Annotated in this window: 15 protein-coding genes; 5 read left to right on the plus strand and 10 right to left on the minus strand. The window is 69.8% G+C overall.

The annotated features are described in order from the left end of the window. Window positions 1-5 precede the first annotated feature (5 nt). The 4 genes from FEK34_RS27670 to steA form a co-directional block, all read right to left on the minus strand. A complete protein-coding gene (locus tag FEK34_RS27670) occupies window positions 6-659 on the minus strand; it encodes an NUDIX domain-containing protein (RefSeq protein WP_138452606.1) in 654 nt (217 codons plus the stop codon). Continuing rightward, entirely contained in the window at window positions 660-2,384 is a 1,725-nt protein-coding gene (locus FEK34_RS27675) for a CTP synthase (RefSeq protein ID WP_048833265.1), read from the minus strand. It lies immediately after the preceding gene. A 271-nt stretch (window positions 2,385-2,655) separates the two neighbouring features. Beyond that, a complete protein-coding gene (locus FEK34_RS27680; protein WP_014350434.1) occupies window positions 2,656-3,600 on the minus strand; it encodes a copper transporter in 945 nt (314 codons plus the stop codon). Further along, window positions 3,597-4,811 carry a putative cytokinetic ring protein SteA gene (gene steA, locus FEK34_RS27685; RefSeq protein ID WP_138452608.1) on the minus strand — a complete coding sequence of 405 codons (1,215 nt, stop codon included), beginning with the start codon at window positions 4,809-4,811 and terminating at the stop codon, window positions 3,597-3,599. The genes FEK34_RS27680 and steA overlap by 4 nt, the downstream gene beginning before the upstream one ends. A 145-nt stretch (window positions 4,812-4,956) precedes the next feature. Between steA and FEK34_RS27690 the strand changes: the two genes are divergently transcribed. The 3 genes from FEK34_RS27690 to FEK34_RS27700 all read left to right on the plus strand — a co-directional run bounded on the left by FEK34_RS27690 (window position 4,957) and on the right by FEK34_RS27700 (window position 7,313). Then, window positions 4,957-6,303: a GntP family permease gene (locus FEK34_RS27690; RefSeq protein ID WP_138452610.1), complete on the plus strand. Its 1,347-nt coding sequence runs from the start codon at window positions 4,957-4,959 to the stop codon at window positions 6,301-6,303. Then, window positions 6,261-6,800, plus strand: a complete 540-nt coding sequence (locus tag FEK34_RS27695; protein WP_138452613.1) for a gluconokinase — start codon at window positions 6,261-6,263, stop codon at window positions 6,798-6,800. Before FEK34_RS27690 ends, FEK34_RS27695 begins: the two co-directional genes overlap by 43 nt. A gap of 93 nt (window positions 6,801-6,893) precedes the next feature. After that, on the plus strand, window positions 6,894-7,313 hold the full coding sequence (locus FEK34_RS27700) for an SRPBCC family protein (protein WP_014350430.1): 420 nt from the start codon (window positions 6,894-6,896) through the stop codon (window positions 7,311-7,313). 65 nt (window positions 7,314-7,378) lie between these two features. Here FEK34_RS27700 and recN read toward each other — a convergent pair whose 3' ends face one another. The 6 genes from recN to FEK34_RS27730 all read right to left on the minus strand — a co-directional run bounded on the left by recN (window position 7,379) and on the right by FEK34_RS27730 (window position 13,291). Further along, window positions 7,379-9,151, minus strand: a complete 1,773-nt coding sequence (gene recN / locus FEK34_RS27705) for a DNA repair protein RecN (protein ID WP_138452616.1) — start codon at window positions 9,149-9,151, stop codon at window positions 7,379-7,381. Beyond that, window positions 9,129-10,100, minus strand: coding sequence for an NAD kinase (locus FEK34_RS27710; protein WP_014350428.1), 972 nt, complete (start codon window positions 10,098-10,100; stop codon window positions 9,129-9,131). Before FEK34_RS27710 ends, recN begins: the two co-directional genes overlap by 23 nt. Further along, complete coding sequence (locus FEK34_RS27715; RefSeq protein WP_138452618.1) at window positions 10,097-10,918, minus strand: TlyA family RNA methyltransferase; 822 nt, start codon at window positions 10,916-10,918, stop codon at window positions 10,097-10,099. The genes FEK34_RS27710 and FEK34_RS27715 overlap by 4 nt, the downstream gene beginning before the upstream one ends. A gap of 1 nt (window position 10,919) precedes the next feature. Beyond that, window positions 10,920-11,195 (minus strand): hypothetical protein, encoded by a 276-nt coding sequence (locus FEK34_RS27720; RefSeq protein ID WP_048833261.1) that lies wholly within the window; start codon window positions 11,193-11,195, stop codon window positions 10,920-10,922. A 13-nt stretch (window positions 11,196-11,208) separates the two neighbouring features. After that, on the minus strand, window positions 11,209-12,096 hold the full coding sequence (locus tag FEK34_RS27725; RefSeq protein WP_014350425.1) for an HAD-IIA family hydrolase: 888 nt from the start codon (window positions 12,094-12,096) through the stop codon (window positions 11,209-11,211). Between the two features lie 277 nt (window positions 12,097-12,373). Beyond that, entirely contained in the window at window positions 12,374-13,291 is a 918-nt protein-coding gene (locus tag FEK34_RS27730; protein ID WP_370012180.1) for a tetratricopeptide repeat protein, read from the minus strand. 426 nt (window positions 13,292-13,717) lie between these two features. On the opposite strand from FEK34_RS27730, the gene FEK34_RS27735 reads away from it, so the two are divergent. Next, complete coding sequence (locus FEK34_RS27735) at window positions 13,718-14,200, plus strand: hypothetical protein (RefSeq protein ID WP_138452620.1); 483 nt, start codon at window positions 13,718-13,720, stop codon at window positions 14,198-14,200. Between the two features lie 99 nt (window positions 14,201-14,299). Continuing rightward, entirely contained in the window at window positions 14,300-14,659 is a 360-nt protein-coding gene (locus FEK34_RS27740) for a hypothetical protein (protein ID WP_138452621.1), read from the plus strand. Window positions 14,660-15,367: the final 708 nt, after the last annotated feature.

The following is a 15,367-nucleotide window of genomic DNA, read 5'->3' on the forward strand; positions in this document are numbered from 1 at the left end:
GCCCGTCAGTCCCGCGCCCGGCCGGCTTGCCTGCGCAGCAGCGCAGTCGGCTGCCCGGGCCACGGCACATCCTCCGCGCGCGGGGCCATCCCTTCGGCCCGCGCCGCCGACACCGCGAGCACACCGGCCACGGCGGTGGCGTTGACGATCTCGCCGGCCAGGGCGGCACGCACCGCCTGGGCCAGCGGCATCCGCACCACTTCCAGATCGGCTTCCTCGTGTTCGGGTTCGGGCCGTTCGGTCTCGAAGAGCCCGCGCGCCAGATACACCCGTAGCGCCTCGTCGGTGAACCCCGGCGACAGCGCCACGTCCACCAGCACCGACCACTCCCGGGCCGCCAGACCGGTCTCCTCGGCCAGCTCACGTTTCGCCGCCTCGAGCGGATCCTCGCCGTCGATGTCGAGCAGCCCGGCCGGCAGTTCCAGCAGCCGCGTGCCCAGCGGATGACGGTACTGGCGGATCAGCACGATGTTGTCGTCGTCGTCCAAGGCGGCGACGGCGACGGCGCCATGATGTTCGACCACTTCCCGTTCCACGACCCGGCCATCGGGCATCGCCACCTGGTCCAGCCGCAGCGCCAGGATGGCGCCGGAATACACCGTCCGGCTGGACACGGTCTCGAAGTCGTGGCTACCCGGCACGGTGGAATTGTCGCTCATCTACGAGGCCTGATCACCCGCATTGGCCAATTCCTCACCCGGAATGTCGACCGGAAGCCGTTCGGCCGCCTTGTATTTCAACGCCGCCGCGATCAGCGCCGCGAACAGCGGATGCGGACGGGTCGGGCGCGACTTGAGTTCGGGGTGGGCCTGGGTGGCGACGAAGAACGGGTGCTTGTCGGCGGGCAGTTCGACGAACTCGACCAAGTGCCCGTCGGGCGACGTGCCGCTGAACTTCAGTCCGCTCTTGGCGATCTTGTCGCGGTAGGCGTTGTTCACCTCGTAGCGATGACGGTGCCGCTCGGAGACCTCCGTGGCGCCGTAGGCCTGCGCCACCACCGAACCCTTGGCCAGCACCGCGGGGTAGGCACCCAGGCGCATGGTGCCGCCGAGATCGGCTTCACCGGCCACCGCCTGCTCCTGATCGGCCATGGTGGAGATGACCGGATGAGTGGTGTCGGGCTCGAATTCGGCCGAATTGGCGTCGGTGAGACCCACCGACCGCGCGGCCTCGATCACCATGCACTGCAGGCCCAGGCACAGGCCCAGCAGCGGCAGGCCGCGGGTGCGGGCGTAGCGGATGGCGCCGACCTTGCCCTCGATACCGCGGATTCCGAACCCACCGGGGATCAGCACCGCGTCGACGTCACGCAATGCGGCTTGGGCGCCGGCCGGGGTCTCGCAGTCGTCGGACTGCACCCAGCGGATCTGCACCTTGGCCCGCGAGGCGAAGCCGCCCGCGCGCAGCGCCTCGGTGACCGACAGGTAGGCGTCGGGCAGGTCGACGTACTTGCCGACCAGCGCCACCTCGACGGTCTCGCGCGGAGAATGCACGCGGTCGAGCAGATCGCCCCACACCGTCCAGTCCACGTCGCGGAACGGCAGGCCCAGCTTGCGCACCACATAGGCGTCGAGGCCCTCGCGGTGCAGCACCTTCGGGATGTCGTAGATCGAGGGCGCGTCCGGGGTGGAGATGCAGGCGTCGACCTCGACGTCGCACATCAGCGCGATCTTGCTCTTGAGCGACTGTGGCACCTCGCGGTCGCAGCGCAGGATCAGCGCGTCGGGCTGGATACCGATATTGCGCAGCGCGGCCACCGAATGCTGGGTGGGCTTGGTCTTGAGCTCACCCGACGGCGCCAGGTACGGCACCAGCGAGACGTGCAGGAAGAAGACGTTGTCGCGGCCGACGTCGTGCCGGATCTGGCGCGCGGCCTCGAGGAACGGCTGCGATTCGATGTCGCCGACGGTGCCGCCGATCTCGGTGATCACCACATCCGGTTCCTGCCCTTGCAGGTCCGGGCCGCGCATGGCCAGGATGCGCGCCTTGATCTCGTCGGTGATGTGCGGGATGACCTGCACGGTGTCGCCGAGGTACTCACCGCGGCGCTCCTTGGCGATGACCGAGGAGTAGATCTGCCCGGTCGTGACGTTGGCGTCCCGGGACAGATCCCGGTCCAGGAACCGCTCGTAGTGTCCGACGTCGAGGTCGGTCTCAGCACCGTCCTCGGTCACGAACACCTCTCCGTGCTGGAACGGATTCATGGTGCCCGGATCGACGTTCAAGTACGGATCGAGCTTCTGCATCGTGACCCGCAGTCCCCGCGCGGTCAGCAATTGACCGAGGCTGGAGGCGGTAAGACCCTTACCGAGTGAGGAGGCGACACCACCGCTGACGAAGATGTGTTTGGTGGCAGTTCGCGCCTGAATCCGTGTTTGACCCACGGGTCTTCACGGTAACACGAAACCCCCGCTCCCCCGCACGCCACGCCCGGTTTGCCACCCGATCGCCACACCCCGGTCATCCATTCCCTCACCGCCTGCGACCCAGCTCACGCACCCGAGCCCCGCAGCATGACCCGAATGCTGCCGAGATGCCCGCAGAGCCTGGCCGTGCGGGCTCCGACGGTCGCGCGGCAGGGACACCTCTCGAGACATCTGCCCGCCCTCACTGAGAAGCACCGCCGATGATCGAGCTGGTGCAGGGCGAGCCCCCTCAGCCCGGGAGGGCGGCGAGGGTGAGGGAGGTGGCGGTGGGGCCGGTGCCGTAGCGGCCGGTGCGGCCGGCGAGCTGTTCGGACAGGGCGAGGGCGGTGGTGATACGGCCGAGGTCGCGGTCGAGGTTGTCGACGGTGGTGACGGCGGCGGCGAGGGGGGCGTCGTCGCGGACGACGGCGAGGGGGCCCGCGCCTTCGGCGGCGCCGGGGCGGCCGGCGAGGACGACGCCGGCGGCGCGGGCGCGCAGGGTGCCGGCGAAGCGGGCGATATTGGCGCCGCGACTGTTCTCGTCGGCCTTCGCACCGTCACCGGTGACGACGACGGCCAGCTGCGCCGGCTGCACGGGGGTGTCGCCGTAGGCGAGGAATCCGCCGCCGCGCAGCGTTTCCAGCGCCAGGCCGAGCTCCTGCGGGGTGCTGCGCGGCTGTCCGGTGGCCGGGTCGAGCAGCAGCACCAGGCCGAGCAGATCGCCGGCCAGGCTGCCCTGGTCGACGGCGCCGGTGCGCAGTTCGGCGCCCGCGGGAATGATGTTGGTGAGGGTGGAGCGCATCCGGTCGCCCTCGGTGGCGTCGACGAAGGCGTCGGTGAACGCGATCCGTCCGGCGACGGCGGCACCGGCGGTCTGCAAGGCCGCCACGACGCCGTCCACGTCACCGGGATCGGCGTCGGGGGTGGTGAACACGACCACGCTGCGGTCGGCGAGAGTTCCGCCGAGTATGCGCGGCGCGGAACCGGCGATGAAGGCATCGGCGCCGTTCAACTGCCCGGTCAAGCGCTGGTTCTGCGCGCTGAGCGAGTCGACCTGGGCACGCAGATCATCCTTGTCGCTGCGCAGCCCCGACAGCAGATCCGAGGCCAGGGTCTGCGAGCCGAGCACCACACCGAGGGCGAGCGCGAGAAAGATCGCCGCGATCGAGATCGCATGCTGGCGCAGCGAGATCACGCGCCTCCCCCACGCCATAGATCCCGCGCCCACAGCACGAACCGATCCCAGGTCTGCACCGTCCAATCCAGCACCTCGGCACCGGAATTGGAGGCCAGCACCACCACGATCACCGCGATCAGCGCGGCCAGCACCACCAGCGCGATCGCGGTACCGGAGGCCCGGTTGCGATACAGCGTGGCCACCGCGGTGGCGTCCATCAGCGTGGAGCCGACCTTGAGCCGGGTCAGGAACGTCGCCGGATTGCTGTCGCGGCGCCCGCGGTCGAAGAATTCGTCGAGCGAGGCGGCGGCTCCGGCGGTGACGATCAGCGCCGCACCGTGATGGTGGGCCAGCAGCAGCGCCAGATCCGTCGGCGCACCCGAGGACGGGAACGTCGTCGCGCCGATGCCGAGATCCTGGATGCGTTCCAGGCCCTTGGCATGCCCGTCGGTGTCGGCGGGCAGGATCACCTCGGCTCCGGATTTCAATGTGGCGGTGGTGATCTCGTCCAGGTCGCCGACGATCAGGTCCGGCTGGTAGCCGCCCTTGGTGAGGGTGTCGGCGCCGCGCCCGACGCCCACCATGATCGGGGCGTACTCCTTGATGAACGGCTTGAGCTTCTTCAGATCCTCGGCATGACCGGGGCCGTCACCGACGACGACCACATGCCTGCCGCGCATCTCCAGCTCCAGATCCGGCACCCCGATACCGTCGATGAGCAGCGCCGATTCGGTGCGCACGAATTCGATCGTGTTGCCGGCGAAGGCTTCCAGATGATCGGCGAGTCCGTTGCGCGCCTCGATCATCCGCTCCGCGATGGCCGCCTCGGTGAGTTCGATGGCCTCGACGAGGACCTCGGGCTCCTTCTTGGTGAGCCGATCGGCATAGACGACGCCGCCGTCGATGCGGATCTTGGCGCCGTCCTTGATCTTGGTGAACGCATCCGAGCTGACCGTGTCCAGCAGCAGAATGTCGTTGGCCACCAGGACTTCCGGGCCGAGGTTGGGGTAGCGCCCGGAGATCGATGGCGAGGTATTGACGACCGCGACCACGCCCGCCTCGACGAGGCGATCGGCGGTGAGCCGGTCCAGATCCATCTCGTCGAGCACCACGATATCGCCGGGGCCGACCCGTTTGAGCAAACGCCGGGTGTTGCGGTCCACCCGGGCTATTCCGGTGCGACCGGGCAGCGTCTCGGTGTTCTTCGACAACAACGCCAGCATCTTCATGACGCCGATGATGGCCGCAAACCCTCAACCTTTGGTGGAGGCGCGCCGGACGCTCTACCACATTCGTCACTGTGATACCAACGAGGCCCTCTCACTACCGGCGAGTCCGAGCCGGGAAACCGCCCAGGCCACGTAGGTTACCCGAGTGAGCACCGGGCACCTGGTCATCGCCGCGGTCGCGGGCATCGTCGTCATCGTCGCCGCGATCACCTGGCTGAAGATTCATCCGTTCATCGCACTCACCGTCGGCGCCATCGGCGTCGGCCTCGGGGCCGGGTCCGGCGCCGCCGAGACCGTGGACAGTTTCGTCACTGGTTTCGGCTCCACCATGGGCAGTGTCGGCATCCTGATCGGCTTCGGCGCGATGTTCGGCAAACTGCTGGCAGACTCCGGCGGCGCCACCCGCGTGGTCGACACCCTGCTGAATCTGTCCGGCCCGAAACTGATGCCGTGGACGATGGGTCTGGTCGGTGCCGTCATCGGCCTGCCGATGTTCTTCGAGATCGGTGTCGTGCTGCTGATGCCGGTGATCATCTTGGTGGCCCGCCATTCCGGGCTGCCGTTGATGCGCATCGCCATCCCGACGCTGGCGGGCCTGTCGGCGATGCACGGACTGGTGCCACCGCATCCGGGCCCACTCGTCGCCGTCGACGCCCTCGATGCCAATCTCGGACTCACCCTGGCCTTCGGCGTACTGGTCGCGATCCCGACGGTCGTCGTGGCGGGCCCGCTGTTCGGCACCCTGGCCGCCCGCTGGGTCGACGTCCCGGTACCGGAGCTGTTCACCGACTCCGGCGACGACGAACCCGGCGACAAGAAGCCTCAGCCACCCTTCCTGGTCGCCATCGGCACGATCCTGTTGCCGGTGCTGCTCATGCTCGGCAAAACCCTCGCCGACGTGATCGCGCCCGACTCCACATCCGCGCTGAAAACCGTCCTGGACTTCCTCGGCACGCCCGTGGTCGCGCTCGGCATCGGCCTGCTGGCCGGCATCGTGTTGCTCGGCTACACCGCCCGGATGAGCCGCGACGACATCGCCGCGACCATGAACAGCTCCTTGCCGCCGATCGCGGGCATCCTGCTGATCGTCGGCGCCGGCGGCGGTTTCAAACAGGTCCTGGTCGATACCGGCATCGCCGACCTGATCGCCGACGCCGTGCAGGACAGCAGCCTGCCGGTGCTGTTTCTGGCCTGGCTGGTGGCGGTGCTCATCCGGGTCGCAACCGGATCGGCTACCGTCGCCACCGTCACCGCCTCCGGGATTCTGGCGCCGGTGGCCGCCGACCTGTCCAACACCCACGTCTCGCTGATGGTGCTGGCGATCGGATCCGGCTCGCTGTTCCTGTCCCATGTCAACGACGCCGGGTTCTGGTTGGTGAAAGAGTTTCTCGGGCTGTCGGTTGCGCAAAACCTCAAATCGTGGACGGTGATGGAATGCCTGATATCGGTATGCGGTCTGGCCGGAGTGCTGGCGTTGAGCGTGGTCGTGTGACGCCGGTCCTGGTCGTCATGGGTGTGTCGGGGTCCGGTAAATCGACGGTGGCGCGGCTGCTGGCGGAGAAGCTGGGCTGGGACATGCTCGAGGGCGACGACCTGCACCCCGAGACCAATGTGGCCAAGATGGCCTCGGGCACCCCGCTCACCGATGACGACCGCTGGCCCTGGCTGCACCGTATCGCCGCCTGGATCGACACCCGTCAGTCCGCCCGCCGCCCCGGCATCGTCACCTGTTCGGCGCTCAAACGCAGCTACCGGGACGTGCTGCGCCGCGACGGCGTGATCTTCGTGCACCTGACCGGCAGCCCCGAGCAGATCCGCGACCGCATCGGCCACCGCGCCGGCCACTTCATGCCCGCCTCACTGCTGCAATCCCAACTCGACACCCTCGAACCGCTCGAGCCCGACGAGAACGGCATCGTCGTCGAAATCGGGCGCCCGCCAGCGGAAGAGGTGGCCGAGGTGATCGCACAGCTGCCGCCCGGAAACTGACACCACCTGCCCGCAATTATCCGGGGTGCGCCTTTCGCAGCACCCGGCACTACCCGTATTCTCCGGGTCACAGATATCCGAAGAGGAGACGTCATGGCCAGCACCACCGTCGATACCGTCATCGCCGCACCGCGGGAGACCGTGTACCGGCTGTTCGCCGACCGCGAGAGCATCAGCCCCTACCTGCCCGTCCAGCTCAAGCTGGTCAAGCCGGGCACCACCGAACGCGAAGGCGTCGGCGCGCAGCATCACGTCGGCGTGGGGCCGGTCGGCGTCACCGAGGAGATCACCGCGCTGGTTCCCGGCGAGCGGATGGAATACAAGATCGTCAAGGGCGCGCCGGTCAAGCGGCACGTCGGGATCGTCACCTTCGCCGACGCCGACGGCGGCACCCGCGTCACCTACACCATGGAGTCGGAGCCGTCGCTGCCCGTGCCCGCCAAGGTGCTCGAGGCCGGCCTGAAGGTGCTGATCACCCAGTTCATCAACGGCGCCAAGAAGGCCGTGCGCTGAGCTGACCGCAGACGACGATGGTCGCGTCCGGTTGCCCGGGCGCGACCATCTCTTGTTTCGGGGACTCAGCGTGCGGTGGCGCGCTCGGAGCGCGCGATCTGCAACAGCTCCTCGGCATGCGCGCGCCCGGTCTCGGTGTCGTCGAGCCCGGCCAGCATGCGCGCCAGTTCGATCACCCGCTCGTCGTTGGTGAGCGCGCGGACACCGGAATTCACCGCACCGTCACCGTCATCGGACTTGTTGACCACCAGATGCGTGTCCGCGAACGCCGCCACCTGCGGCAGGTGGGTCACCACGATCACCTGATGGGTGCGCGCCAAACGCGCCAGCCTGCGCCCGATCTCCACCGCGGCCCGGCCGCCGACGCCGGCGTCGACCTCGTCGAACACCATCGTCGCGCCGTGTTCGCTGCCGGCGAGCACCACTTCCAGCGCCAGCATCACCCGGGAGAGCTCACCACCGGAGGCGCTCTTGCTCAACGGCAGCGACTGCGCCCCGCGATGTGCCGACAACCGGAACTCGACCTCGTCCACGCCGGATGATCCGGCGTGCAGCTCGGTATCCCCGATGGTCAGCGGTGCCGAATCCTGTGGCGCCGCAGGCACCGGCCGCACCACCACCTCGAGCCGCGCCTTACCCATGGCCAGCCCGCCCAGCTCGGCGCTCACCGCCTCGGCGAGCTTGCCCGCCGCCTTGGTTCGCGCCGCCGTCAGCTTGCTCGCCGCCGCGCGCACCTTGTCGGCGGCCACCTCGACCTCTTTGGCCAGCGACGCGAGGGTCTCCTCGGAGACGTCCAGCGATTCCAGCCGGGTGCGCGATTCCTCGGCCCAGGCGATCACCCCGTCGATATCGGGCGCGTATTTGCGGGTGAGCGTTTTGAGTTCGGCCTGACGGGTGAGCATCGAATCCAGCGCGCCGGGATCGGACGGCAGATCCGAAAGATAACCGCTCAGCTCCGTCGTCAGATCGACTACCACCGCGATCGCCTCACCCAGTCGCGGCGCCAATGCCGCGAGGGCCGGGTCCTCGGCCGACTCGAGCCGGGATCGGGCCGTGCCCAGCGCATCCAGCGCACCGGCGTTCGTTTCGGGGCTGTCGGCCGGGCCGGCCAGCGCATCGTGCGCGGTGGCGGCGGCCTCGCGCAGCGAATCCAGATCGCTGAGCCTGCGAATCTCGGCGACCAAGCGTTCGTCCTCGCCCGGTTCCGGTGCGATGGCGTCGATCTCGGCCAGCGAATGCTTGAGCCGGTCGGCTTCGAGTGCGAGTTCGCGGCTGTGCGCGGTGCGTTCGAGCAGTTCGGTGCGCGCATCCAGCCAGGCCCGGCGATGCTGCTGGTATTTGCGCAGCAGCGGCCCGACGGTGTCGGCCGCGAACTGGTCCAGCGCGCTCAGCTGCTGATCCGGGCGCTGCAACCGCAACTGGTCGTTCTGCCCGTGCACGGTCAGCAGCGGGGCCGTGAAATCCGACAGCACCGAGGCAGGCACCCCGCGCCCGCCCAGATGCGCCCGGGATCGTCCGTCGCTGCCGACGGTGCGGATCGCGATCACGCTGCCGTCGTCGTCACGTTCGGCGGCCGCCGCTTCCAGCACCTCGGCCACCTCGGCGCGCGCCGCCTCGTTCACCTCATCGATGGTGAACCGGCCCTCCACCACCGCACGCGAGGCGCCCAACCGCACCCGTCCCGCGTCGGCACGCGCACCACTCAGCAGATGCAAACTGGTGACGACCATCGTTTTTCCGGCGCCGGTCTCACCGGTCAGGACCGTCAGACCCTCATGGAATTGCGCGGTCGCCGTGGAGATGACGCCGAGTCCGTCAATCCTGATCTCTGTCAGCACGTGTGCTCTCCGTTCGCCGTCGGCCACGCCAGCCTGTCACGGGCAATTGGAATTTGCGCACCATCCGGTCGGCGAACGGCGCGGAATCCAACCGCACCCACTGCACCGGTTCGGCGCCGCGGACCGCTTCCACTCGACCACCCCTCGGCAGGGCGAGGGTGCGCCTGCCATCCAGGAAAACTATCGCATCATGGCCCGTGGCAACGGATTCGACCGCGATGCGGGAATCCGGGCTGGTCACCAGCGGACGCGCGAACAGGGCGTGGGCGTTACTGGGGATGACCAGCAGCGCTTCCAGTTCCGGCCACACCACCGGACCGCCCGCGGAGAACGCGTAGGCCGTGGATCCGGTGGGCGTGGCGATGAGGATGCCGTCGCAGCCGAACGCCGACACCGGGCGGCCGTCGACCTCGAGCACCACCTCCAGCACACCCATGCGCACGGCGTTCTCGATGCTGGCTTCGTTGAGCGCCCAACCGCTTTCGACCACCTCGTCGTCCACGCGGATCGACACGTCGATCGTCATCCGCTGTTCGACGCGGTAGTCGCGGCGCACCACCTGCGCCAGCGCCTCGTCCAGGTGTTCGGCCTCGGCTTCGGTCAGGAATCCGATGCGACCCAAGTTGATTCCCAGCACCGGCACCGACGCGGTGCGCGCCAGTTCGGCCCCACGCAGGAACGTGCCGTCACCGCCGAGGGCGAGCACCATCTCGCAGCCCAGCGCAGCGTCGGGTTTGTGTTCGACGACCCGCACCGGATAACCACCGCTGGCGCCGGAATCGGCTTCGAACTTGGTGCTGTAGGCCTCGTCGGCCAGCACGCGCAGCCCGATGCCCGCGTCGGCGAGGATCTTCGCCACCCGATGCGAGGTCTCGATGATCTCGGCCCGGCCCGGATGCGATACCAGCAGGATCTCCCGCCCGCCGGCCTCGCCCGTCAGCGCGTTCACTGTGGACCCTCCTCAACCGCACCTTCGACCAGAGCCGCGACCGCCGCTTCGTCGTAGTCGAACGGTCCGTCGTTGCGCAACCACAGGAAGTACTCGACGTTGCCCGACGGCCCCGGCAGTGGGCTGGCCACCACCGACAGGGTGCGCAAACCCAATTCGGCCGCGGCCGCGGCCACCGTGCGGACCGCTTCGGCCCGCAGCGCCGGATCGCGCACCACACCGCCGGAGCCTACTCTTTCCTTGCCCACCTCGAACTGCGGCTTCACCATCGGCAGCAGGTCCGCGCCGGGTGCGGCGCAGGCGGCCAGCGCGGGCAGCACCAGCGCGAGCGAGATGAACGACAGGTCGGTCACCACCAGCTGCACCGGCCCGCCGATCGCCTCGGCGCTCAGCGTGCGCACGTTGGTGCGGTCCATGACGTGCACGCGCTCGTCGTTCTGCAACCGCCACACCAGCTGGCCGTAGCCGACGTCGGCGGCGACGACTTCGCTTGCCTGCCGCGACAGCAGCACATCGGTGAACCCACCGGTCGACGCACCGGCGTCCAAGCAGCGTTTCCCCGCGACGGTCAAACCTTCGGGTTCGAACGCTTCGAGCGCTCCCAGCAGTTTGTGCGCACCGCGCGATGCCCAGGAGACCTCGTCAGGTTGCTCCCGGACCAGCAGCGGCGTTCCCGGTTCCACCGCCGTCGCCGGTTTCACCGCGACGGTGCCATTGATGAGGACGCGGCCCGCGCCGATCAGCTCGACCGCGTGTTCTCGCGATCTGGCCAATCCGCGGCGTACCAGCTCGGCGTCCACTCGTGCGCGCCTGGCCACCTCAGATCTTGTCCACCGTCGCCAGCGCCTGCACCAGGACCTCGTGGGCCTGTTCCAGGATGTGCGCTCGCCGGGCGATGTCGGTGCCGCTGTCGGGGTCACCGTCACCGGGGCCGGCACCGGCACCGAGTTCGGCCAGCAGGGCATCGATCTCGGTGCGGATGCGGTCGGGGTCGGCCGGTTCCGGACGTCCCTGCGCACCCGGCAGATGCTGACCGGGCAGCGGCGCCCCGGGGCGGGGGCCGGGCACAGGCGGGCGGGGCGTGGGAGTACTCATCGTGGCGACAACGCTATCGGATTTCGGATCGGGACGCGCGTACCGTCACGGCGCGACCAGGATTGTCGCGCAGGGTGTCGGCGAGATCACCGATCCCGCCGCCGCTGGCGGGCACCGGCGGCTGGTTCAGCGCGTCCAGCGAGTTCGCGACATAGGTGGGCCAGAGGTGTTCCGGCCATTCGGCGAGGTCGGCCAGCGTGCTGACACCGGTGAGCACCAGCAACGAATCCAGCTCGACGCACTGCGCGCCCTCGATATCGGTGTCGAGCCGATCACCCACCACCAGCGCGTCCCGGGTACCCGCCCGCACCAGCGCGTCTTCGAGCAGCGGGGCGTACGGCTTGCCCGCGACGATCGGCTCGCGATCCGACGCCGCCCGCAGCGCCGCCACCATCGAACCGTTGCCCGGGGCCAGCCCGCGCTCGTTCGGCAGCGTCTTATCGGTGTTGGCGGCGATCCACAGCGCGTCCGCGCGCAGCGCGTAGGCGGCTTCGGCGAGGTCGGGCCAGCCGGTCTCGGGTGAATGCCCCTGGACGACCGCCGCTGGTGCCGAGCCATTGAACCGGCGCACCGGCCGTAGTCCGACGGCGCTCACTTCGGCGGCGAGATCGTCGGTGCCGACGACCAGCACCTGCGCCTGCGGTTCCAGCCGCTCCGCCAGCAGCCGTGCCGCCGCCTGCGCGCTGGTGACCACGTCGCCGGTGCCGGCCCGGAATCCGAGCTCGGCCAGATGTTCGGCCACCACCGCGGGCCCGCGGCTGGCGTTATTGGTGACGTAGACCAGCCGCTGCGATCCGTCCGCCAGCGCCGCCGGCGCCCCGTCGATCACGGCCTGCCCGCGATACAGCGTCCCGTCCAGGTCCAGCAGCAGCGCCCCGTATCGGTCCCGCACCCGCATCATTTCACTCCCTCGCACCGATCGAGCGTCACCATCGAAATCCTCCCACCCCATGCGGCCCGACGGCCGACCGGTATCAGCGAGCGGTTGATCCCACCGCCTGGCACTGTAAGCCCGGCCACCGACAAGTGGTGGCCGGGAACCCCGACATCAGCGGCGGGAAGCACGTGCACGCGCTCTCGGACAGCTGAGCGACTCCTACGGCGGAGCCGGCCGCCGATGTGCGCGCCGTCGCGCAAGCCCTGGGGCCAGTCAGGAACTGCCGGGCCCAGCGCTCCGATCAGGCGTCGCCGGTGAGTTCCGCGGCCCGTTCCTCGGCGTCGGTTTCGCCGTCGAGGTCGGCGGCGGCCGCGTTGAGGAACCAGGTCAGGCCCTCGTCGGTGCGGCCTGCGGCCACGAGGGCGTCGGCGTAGGCGTAGAACAGGCGGGCCGCGGCCGAGCCGGTGCGGGACGGGTCGAGGTCGTTGGTCTGCAACGTCACCACGGCCTGGTCGTACTGGCCGAGGTCCATCCGGGCCCCGGCCACCACGATGCGCAGCTCGGTGGCCTCGTCGCCGCGCAACGCCCTGGCTTCCTCGCTGCGGCCCAGTTCGATGGCCCGTTCGGGCCGGCCGAGCCCGCGTTCGCAGTCGGCCATCACCGCGAGCAGACCGGACCCGCCCGACATGCGCCGCGCGGTCCGCAGCTCGGACAGGGCTTCGGCCCATTCACCCGCGTGGTAGGCCACGACGCCGGCGGTCTCGCGGACCACGGCGATACGACCCGCCCGCTGACGGGCGGCGCGAGCGTGCGCGAGCGCCAGACCAGGATCGTCGTCGAGCAGCCGCGCCGCCATCACCAGATGCCTGGCAACGGTCTCGGCATTGCCCTTGTCCAGGCTCAGCAGGTCGCGCCGGATGGTGGTGTCGAGATCGGAGGCCTGAACGTCGTCAGGCAGATCCGGCTCTTCCGGGCGAGGCGGACGGCGATCCATCATCCGGCCGCCGGGTCCACGGCCACCTTCTCCGCCACGCCGCCGGTCGCCACCGGGCCCGTCGCCTCGCCGGCCCTCCTCACGCCGCGGCCCGCGCTCGTTCCAGCCTCGATCGCCTCCGCGCCGGCCACGGTCGCCATTCTCGGTCACATCGCCCCGCTCTCCGGTCTGTGCGGCCACCGTGGACCGCTGTTCGGCGGCATCGTCGCGGCGGTCGACGGACACGTCCGGGCCCGAGCCACCGCCTTCGGTCAAGTCTGCCGGTCGGCCCGCCTGATCCGAATCGCCACGCCGACCGGACGGTGCGTCGGCGGCGGTTCGGTCATCCCCCGCGGCGGCCGAGTTCCGCTCCGCATCGCGTGCCGCTGTCTCGTCGGTGCGGTGCGACGCGACGTCGTCAGCCGAGGAGCTCTGGCCCTGAGCCTGGGGCGATCCTGCCGCCTGGAACAGCGGTAGATCGTGGCCGGATGCTGCGGACGTGGTCGGCTCGACTCCACGCGCGGACTCAGCAGACTCTTCAGATGTACCTGGCGACCCAATGCGCGACTCGCCCGACCCCGACTGCTCTTGTCCGCCAGAGGTCGCTTCGACTCGACGCGCGGAGGTGTCGGAGGCCGTCGTCGACTCGGCAGGTGACTCGCCCGCCCGAGCGTGCGTGTCATCCGGTGTGCCGGTGCGATCGGCGCGCGCATCAGCACGAGCAGTCTCGGCAGATTCGGCGCGCGGCTCTCCCGCGTGTCCTCGGTCGCCGGCCAACTCGGCCTGCGGTGCGCCTTCCCCTGTTCGGGTGCTTTCCGACGATCCGGCCTGCGCGCCACGGCTGGGCGCCTGCTCCGGAACTGTCTCGCCGACGCCGAGGTTCTGGCTTTCCTCGAACGACTCTTCGGGGCCGGTCTGCGCAATATCGTCACGTCGACCACGCTTGCCGGCGTCACGGCCGGTGTCGGCGCGGTTCTTCGCTTCATTGCTGGGGAAGGAGCGCTGCGACGATCGGTCGTCCTGTCGACGGAAACCACCGCCGCGATTGCCCTGGTAGCCCGAGTCGTCGCGCCTGCCGTATCCACGCTCGGACTGGCCCGGACGTCCGCCTTCGTGCTCACGTCGACGGAACCCACCGCCGCTCCCGCCGCGTGATTCCTCGCCGGAGCGACGGAACCCGCCGGGACGGTCCCCGGAACCGCTCGGCCGCCCGCTTTCGCTGTCGCGACGACGGAACCCGCCCTGATCTCCACCATGCCGACGGTCATCGCGGCCGCCACGAACGTCATCCGAGGAACGCCGGAACCCGCCGGGACGATCCCCGGAGCGGCCCGGTCGTTCGCTGTCACTGCCGCGTCGGCGGAAACCGCTCTGTTCAACGTTGCGCCGGTCGCCGGGGTCATCGGAGGTGCGCCGGAATCCGCCCTTGTCCGCGGACCGCCGGAAACCGCCCCGATCGGAACCCTGGTAGCGATCGTCACCGCGGCGGTCGTCGCGTCCCCCGCGCGCATCGTCGGTGGAGCGCTGGTAGCCACCGGGCTTGTCGCCGAAGTTCGGGCGCCCGCCGGATTCGGGACGGTCGCGGTCGCGGCGGAATCCACCGCGGTCCGATGAGCCGGTGTCGTCGTATCGGCGCCGGTCGCCGGCCCCTCGCCGGTCGTCGCGGTCACCCGTGCGGCCAAATCCGCGACGGTCCTGGCCCGACGACCCCCAGTCACGTCGTTCGCCACCGTGCCGGTCATCGCGATCGCCGGGACGGCCGTAACCACGACGGTCCGAGCCGGCAGAAGAACCGCGTTCGCCGCGTTCGCCGCCGCGACGGTCTCCGCCGCGGTCGCTCCACGGCCGGTCGCCCGAATCGCGCCGCGGTGCGTCGTCGCGGCGGTCCCGCCACTGCGGCCGCCCTTCGGACGAGCTACCTCGATCGGAGTCGCGCCGGTCCCGATATCCGCGTTCCTCGCCGCGACCCCAATTCCCGCCCCGATTACGGTCGCCGCTGTCGTTGCGCGGTCCGCGCCGAGCGGGGCCGCCTTCGCGCGGCTCCCAGCTGTCGCGTCCACCGCCGTGGTGGCCGCCCCGACCGCCGCGGTCACCCGAAGTACCGCGGTCGCCCCGATTGTCGCCGCGGCCTCCGAATCCGCGCTCGGGGTCGTTGCGGCGGAAGGGTTTCCGACCGTCGTTCTGTTCCGGCACGGTGGTCCCTTTCTGAGTTGCGCGCATAGGTGGCTCGGCCACGAATTCCTGACATCTGCTCGAACGTTCGCCGAGCATTTCGGTATACAAACGACGATAGGGGACCCAGTGTATGGGTCCCCTATCGTG

This window comes from Nocardia cyriacigeorgica, from assembly GCF_005863245.1.
GTDB lineage: Bacteria > Actinomycetota > Actinomycetes > Mycobacteriales > Mycobacteriaceae > Nocardia > Nocardia cyriacigeorgica_C.

Excerpts from the sequence above, each read along its gene's own strand:
- FEK34_RS27670 (WP_138452606.1), bottom strand. The coding sequence starts at position 659 with ATGAGCGACAATTCCACCGTGCCGGGTAGCCACGACTTCGAGACCGTG.
- steA (WP_138452608.1), bottom strand. The coding sequence starts at position 4,811 with ATGAAGATGCTGGCGTTGTTGTCGAAGAACACCGAGACGCTGCCCGGT.
- FEK34_RS27695 (WP_138452613.1), top strand. The coding sequence starts at position 6,261 with ATGCGGTCTGGCCGGAGTGCTGGCGTTGAGCGTGGTCGTGTGACGCCG.
- FEK34_RS27700 (WP_014350430.1), top strand. The coding sequence starts at position 6,894 with ATGGCCAGCACCACCGTCGATACCGTCATCGCCGCACCGCGGGAGACC.
- FEK34_RS27720 (WP_048833261.1), bottom strand. The coding sequence starts at position 11,195 with ATGAGTACTCCCACGCCCCGCCCGCCTGTGCCCGGCCCCCGCCCCGGG.
- FEK34_RS27725 (WP_014350425.1), bottom strand. The coding sequence starts at position 12,096 with ATGATGCGGGTGCGGGACCGATACGGGGCGCTGCTGCTGGACCTGGAC.
- FEK34_RS27740 (WP_138452621.1), top strand. The coding sequence starts at position 14,300 with ATGCCGACGGTCATCGCGGCCGCCACGAACGTCATCCGAGGAACGCCG.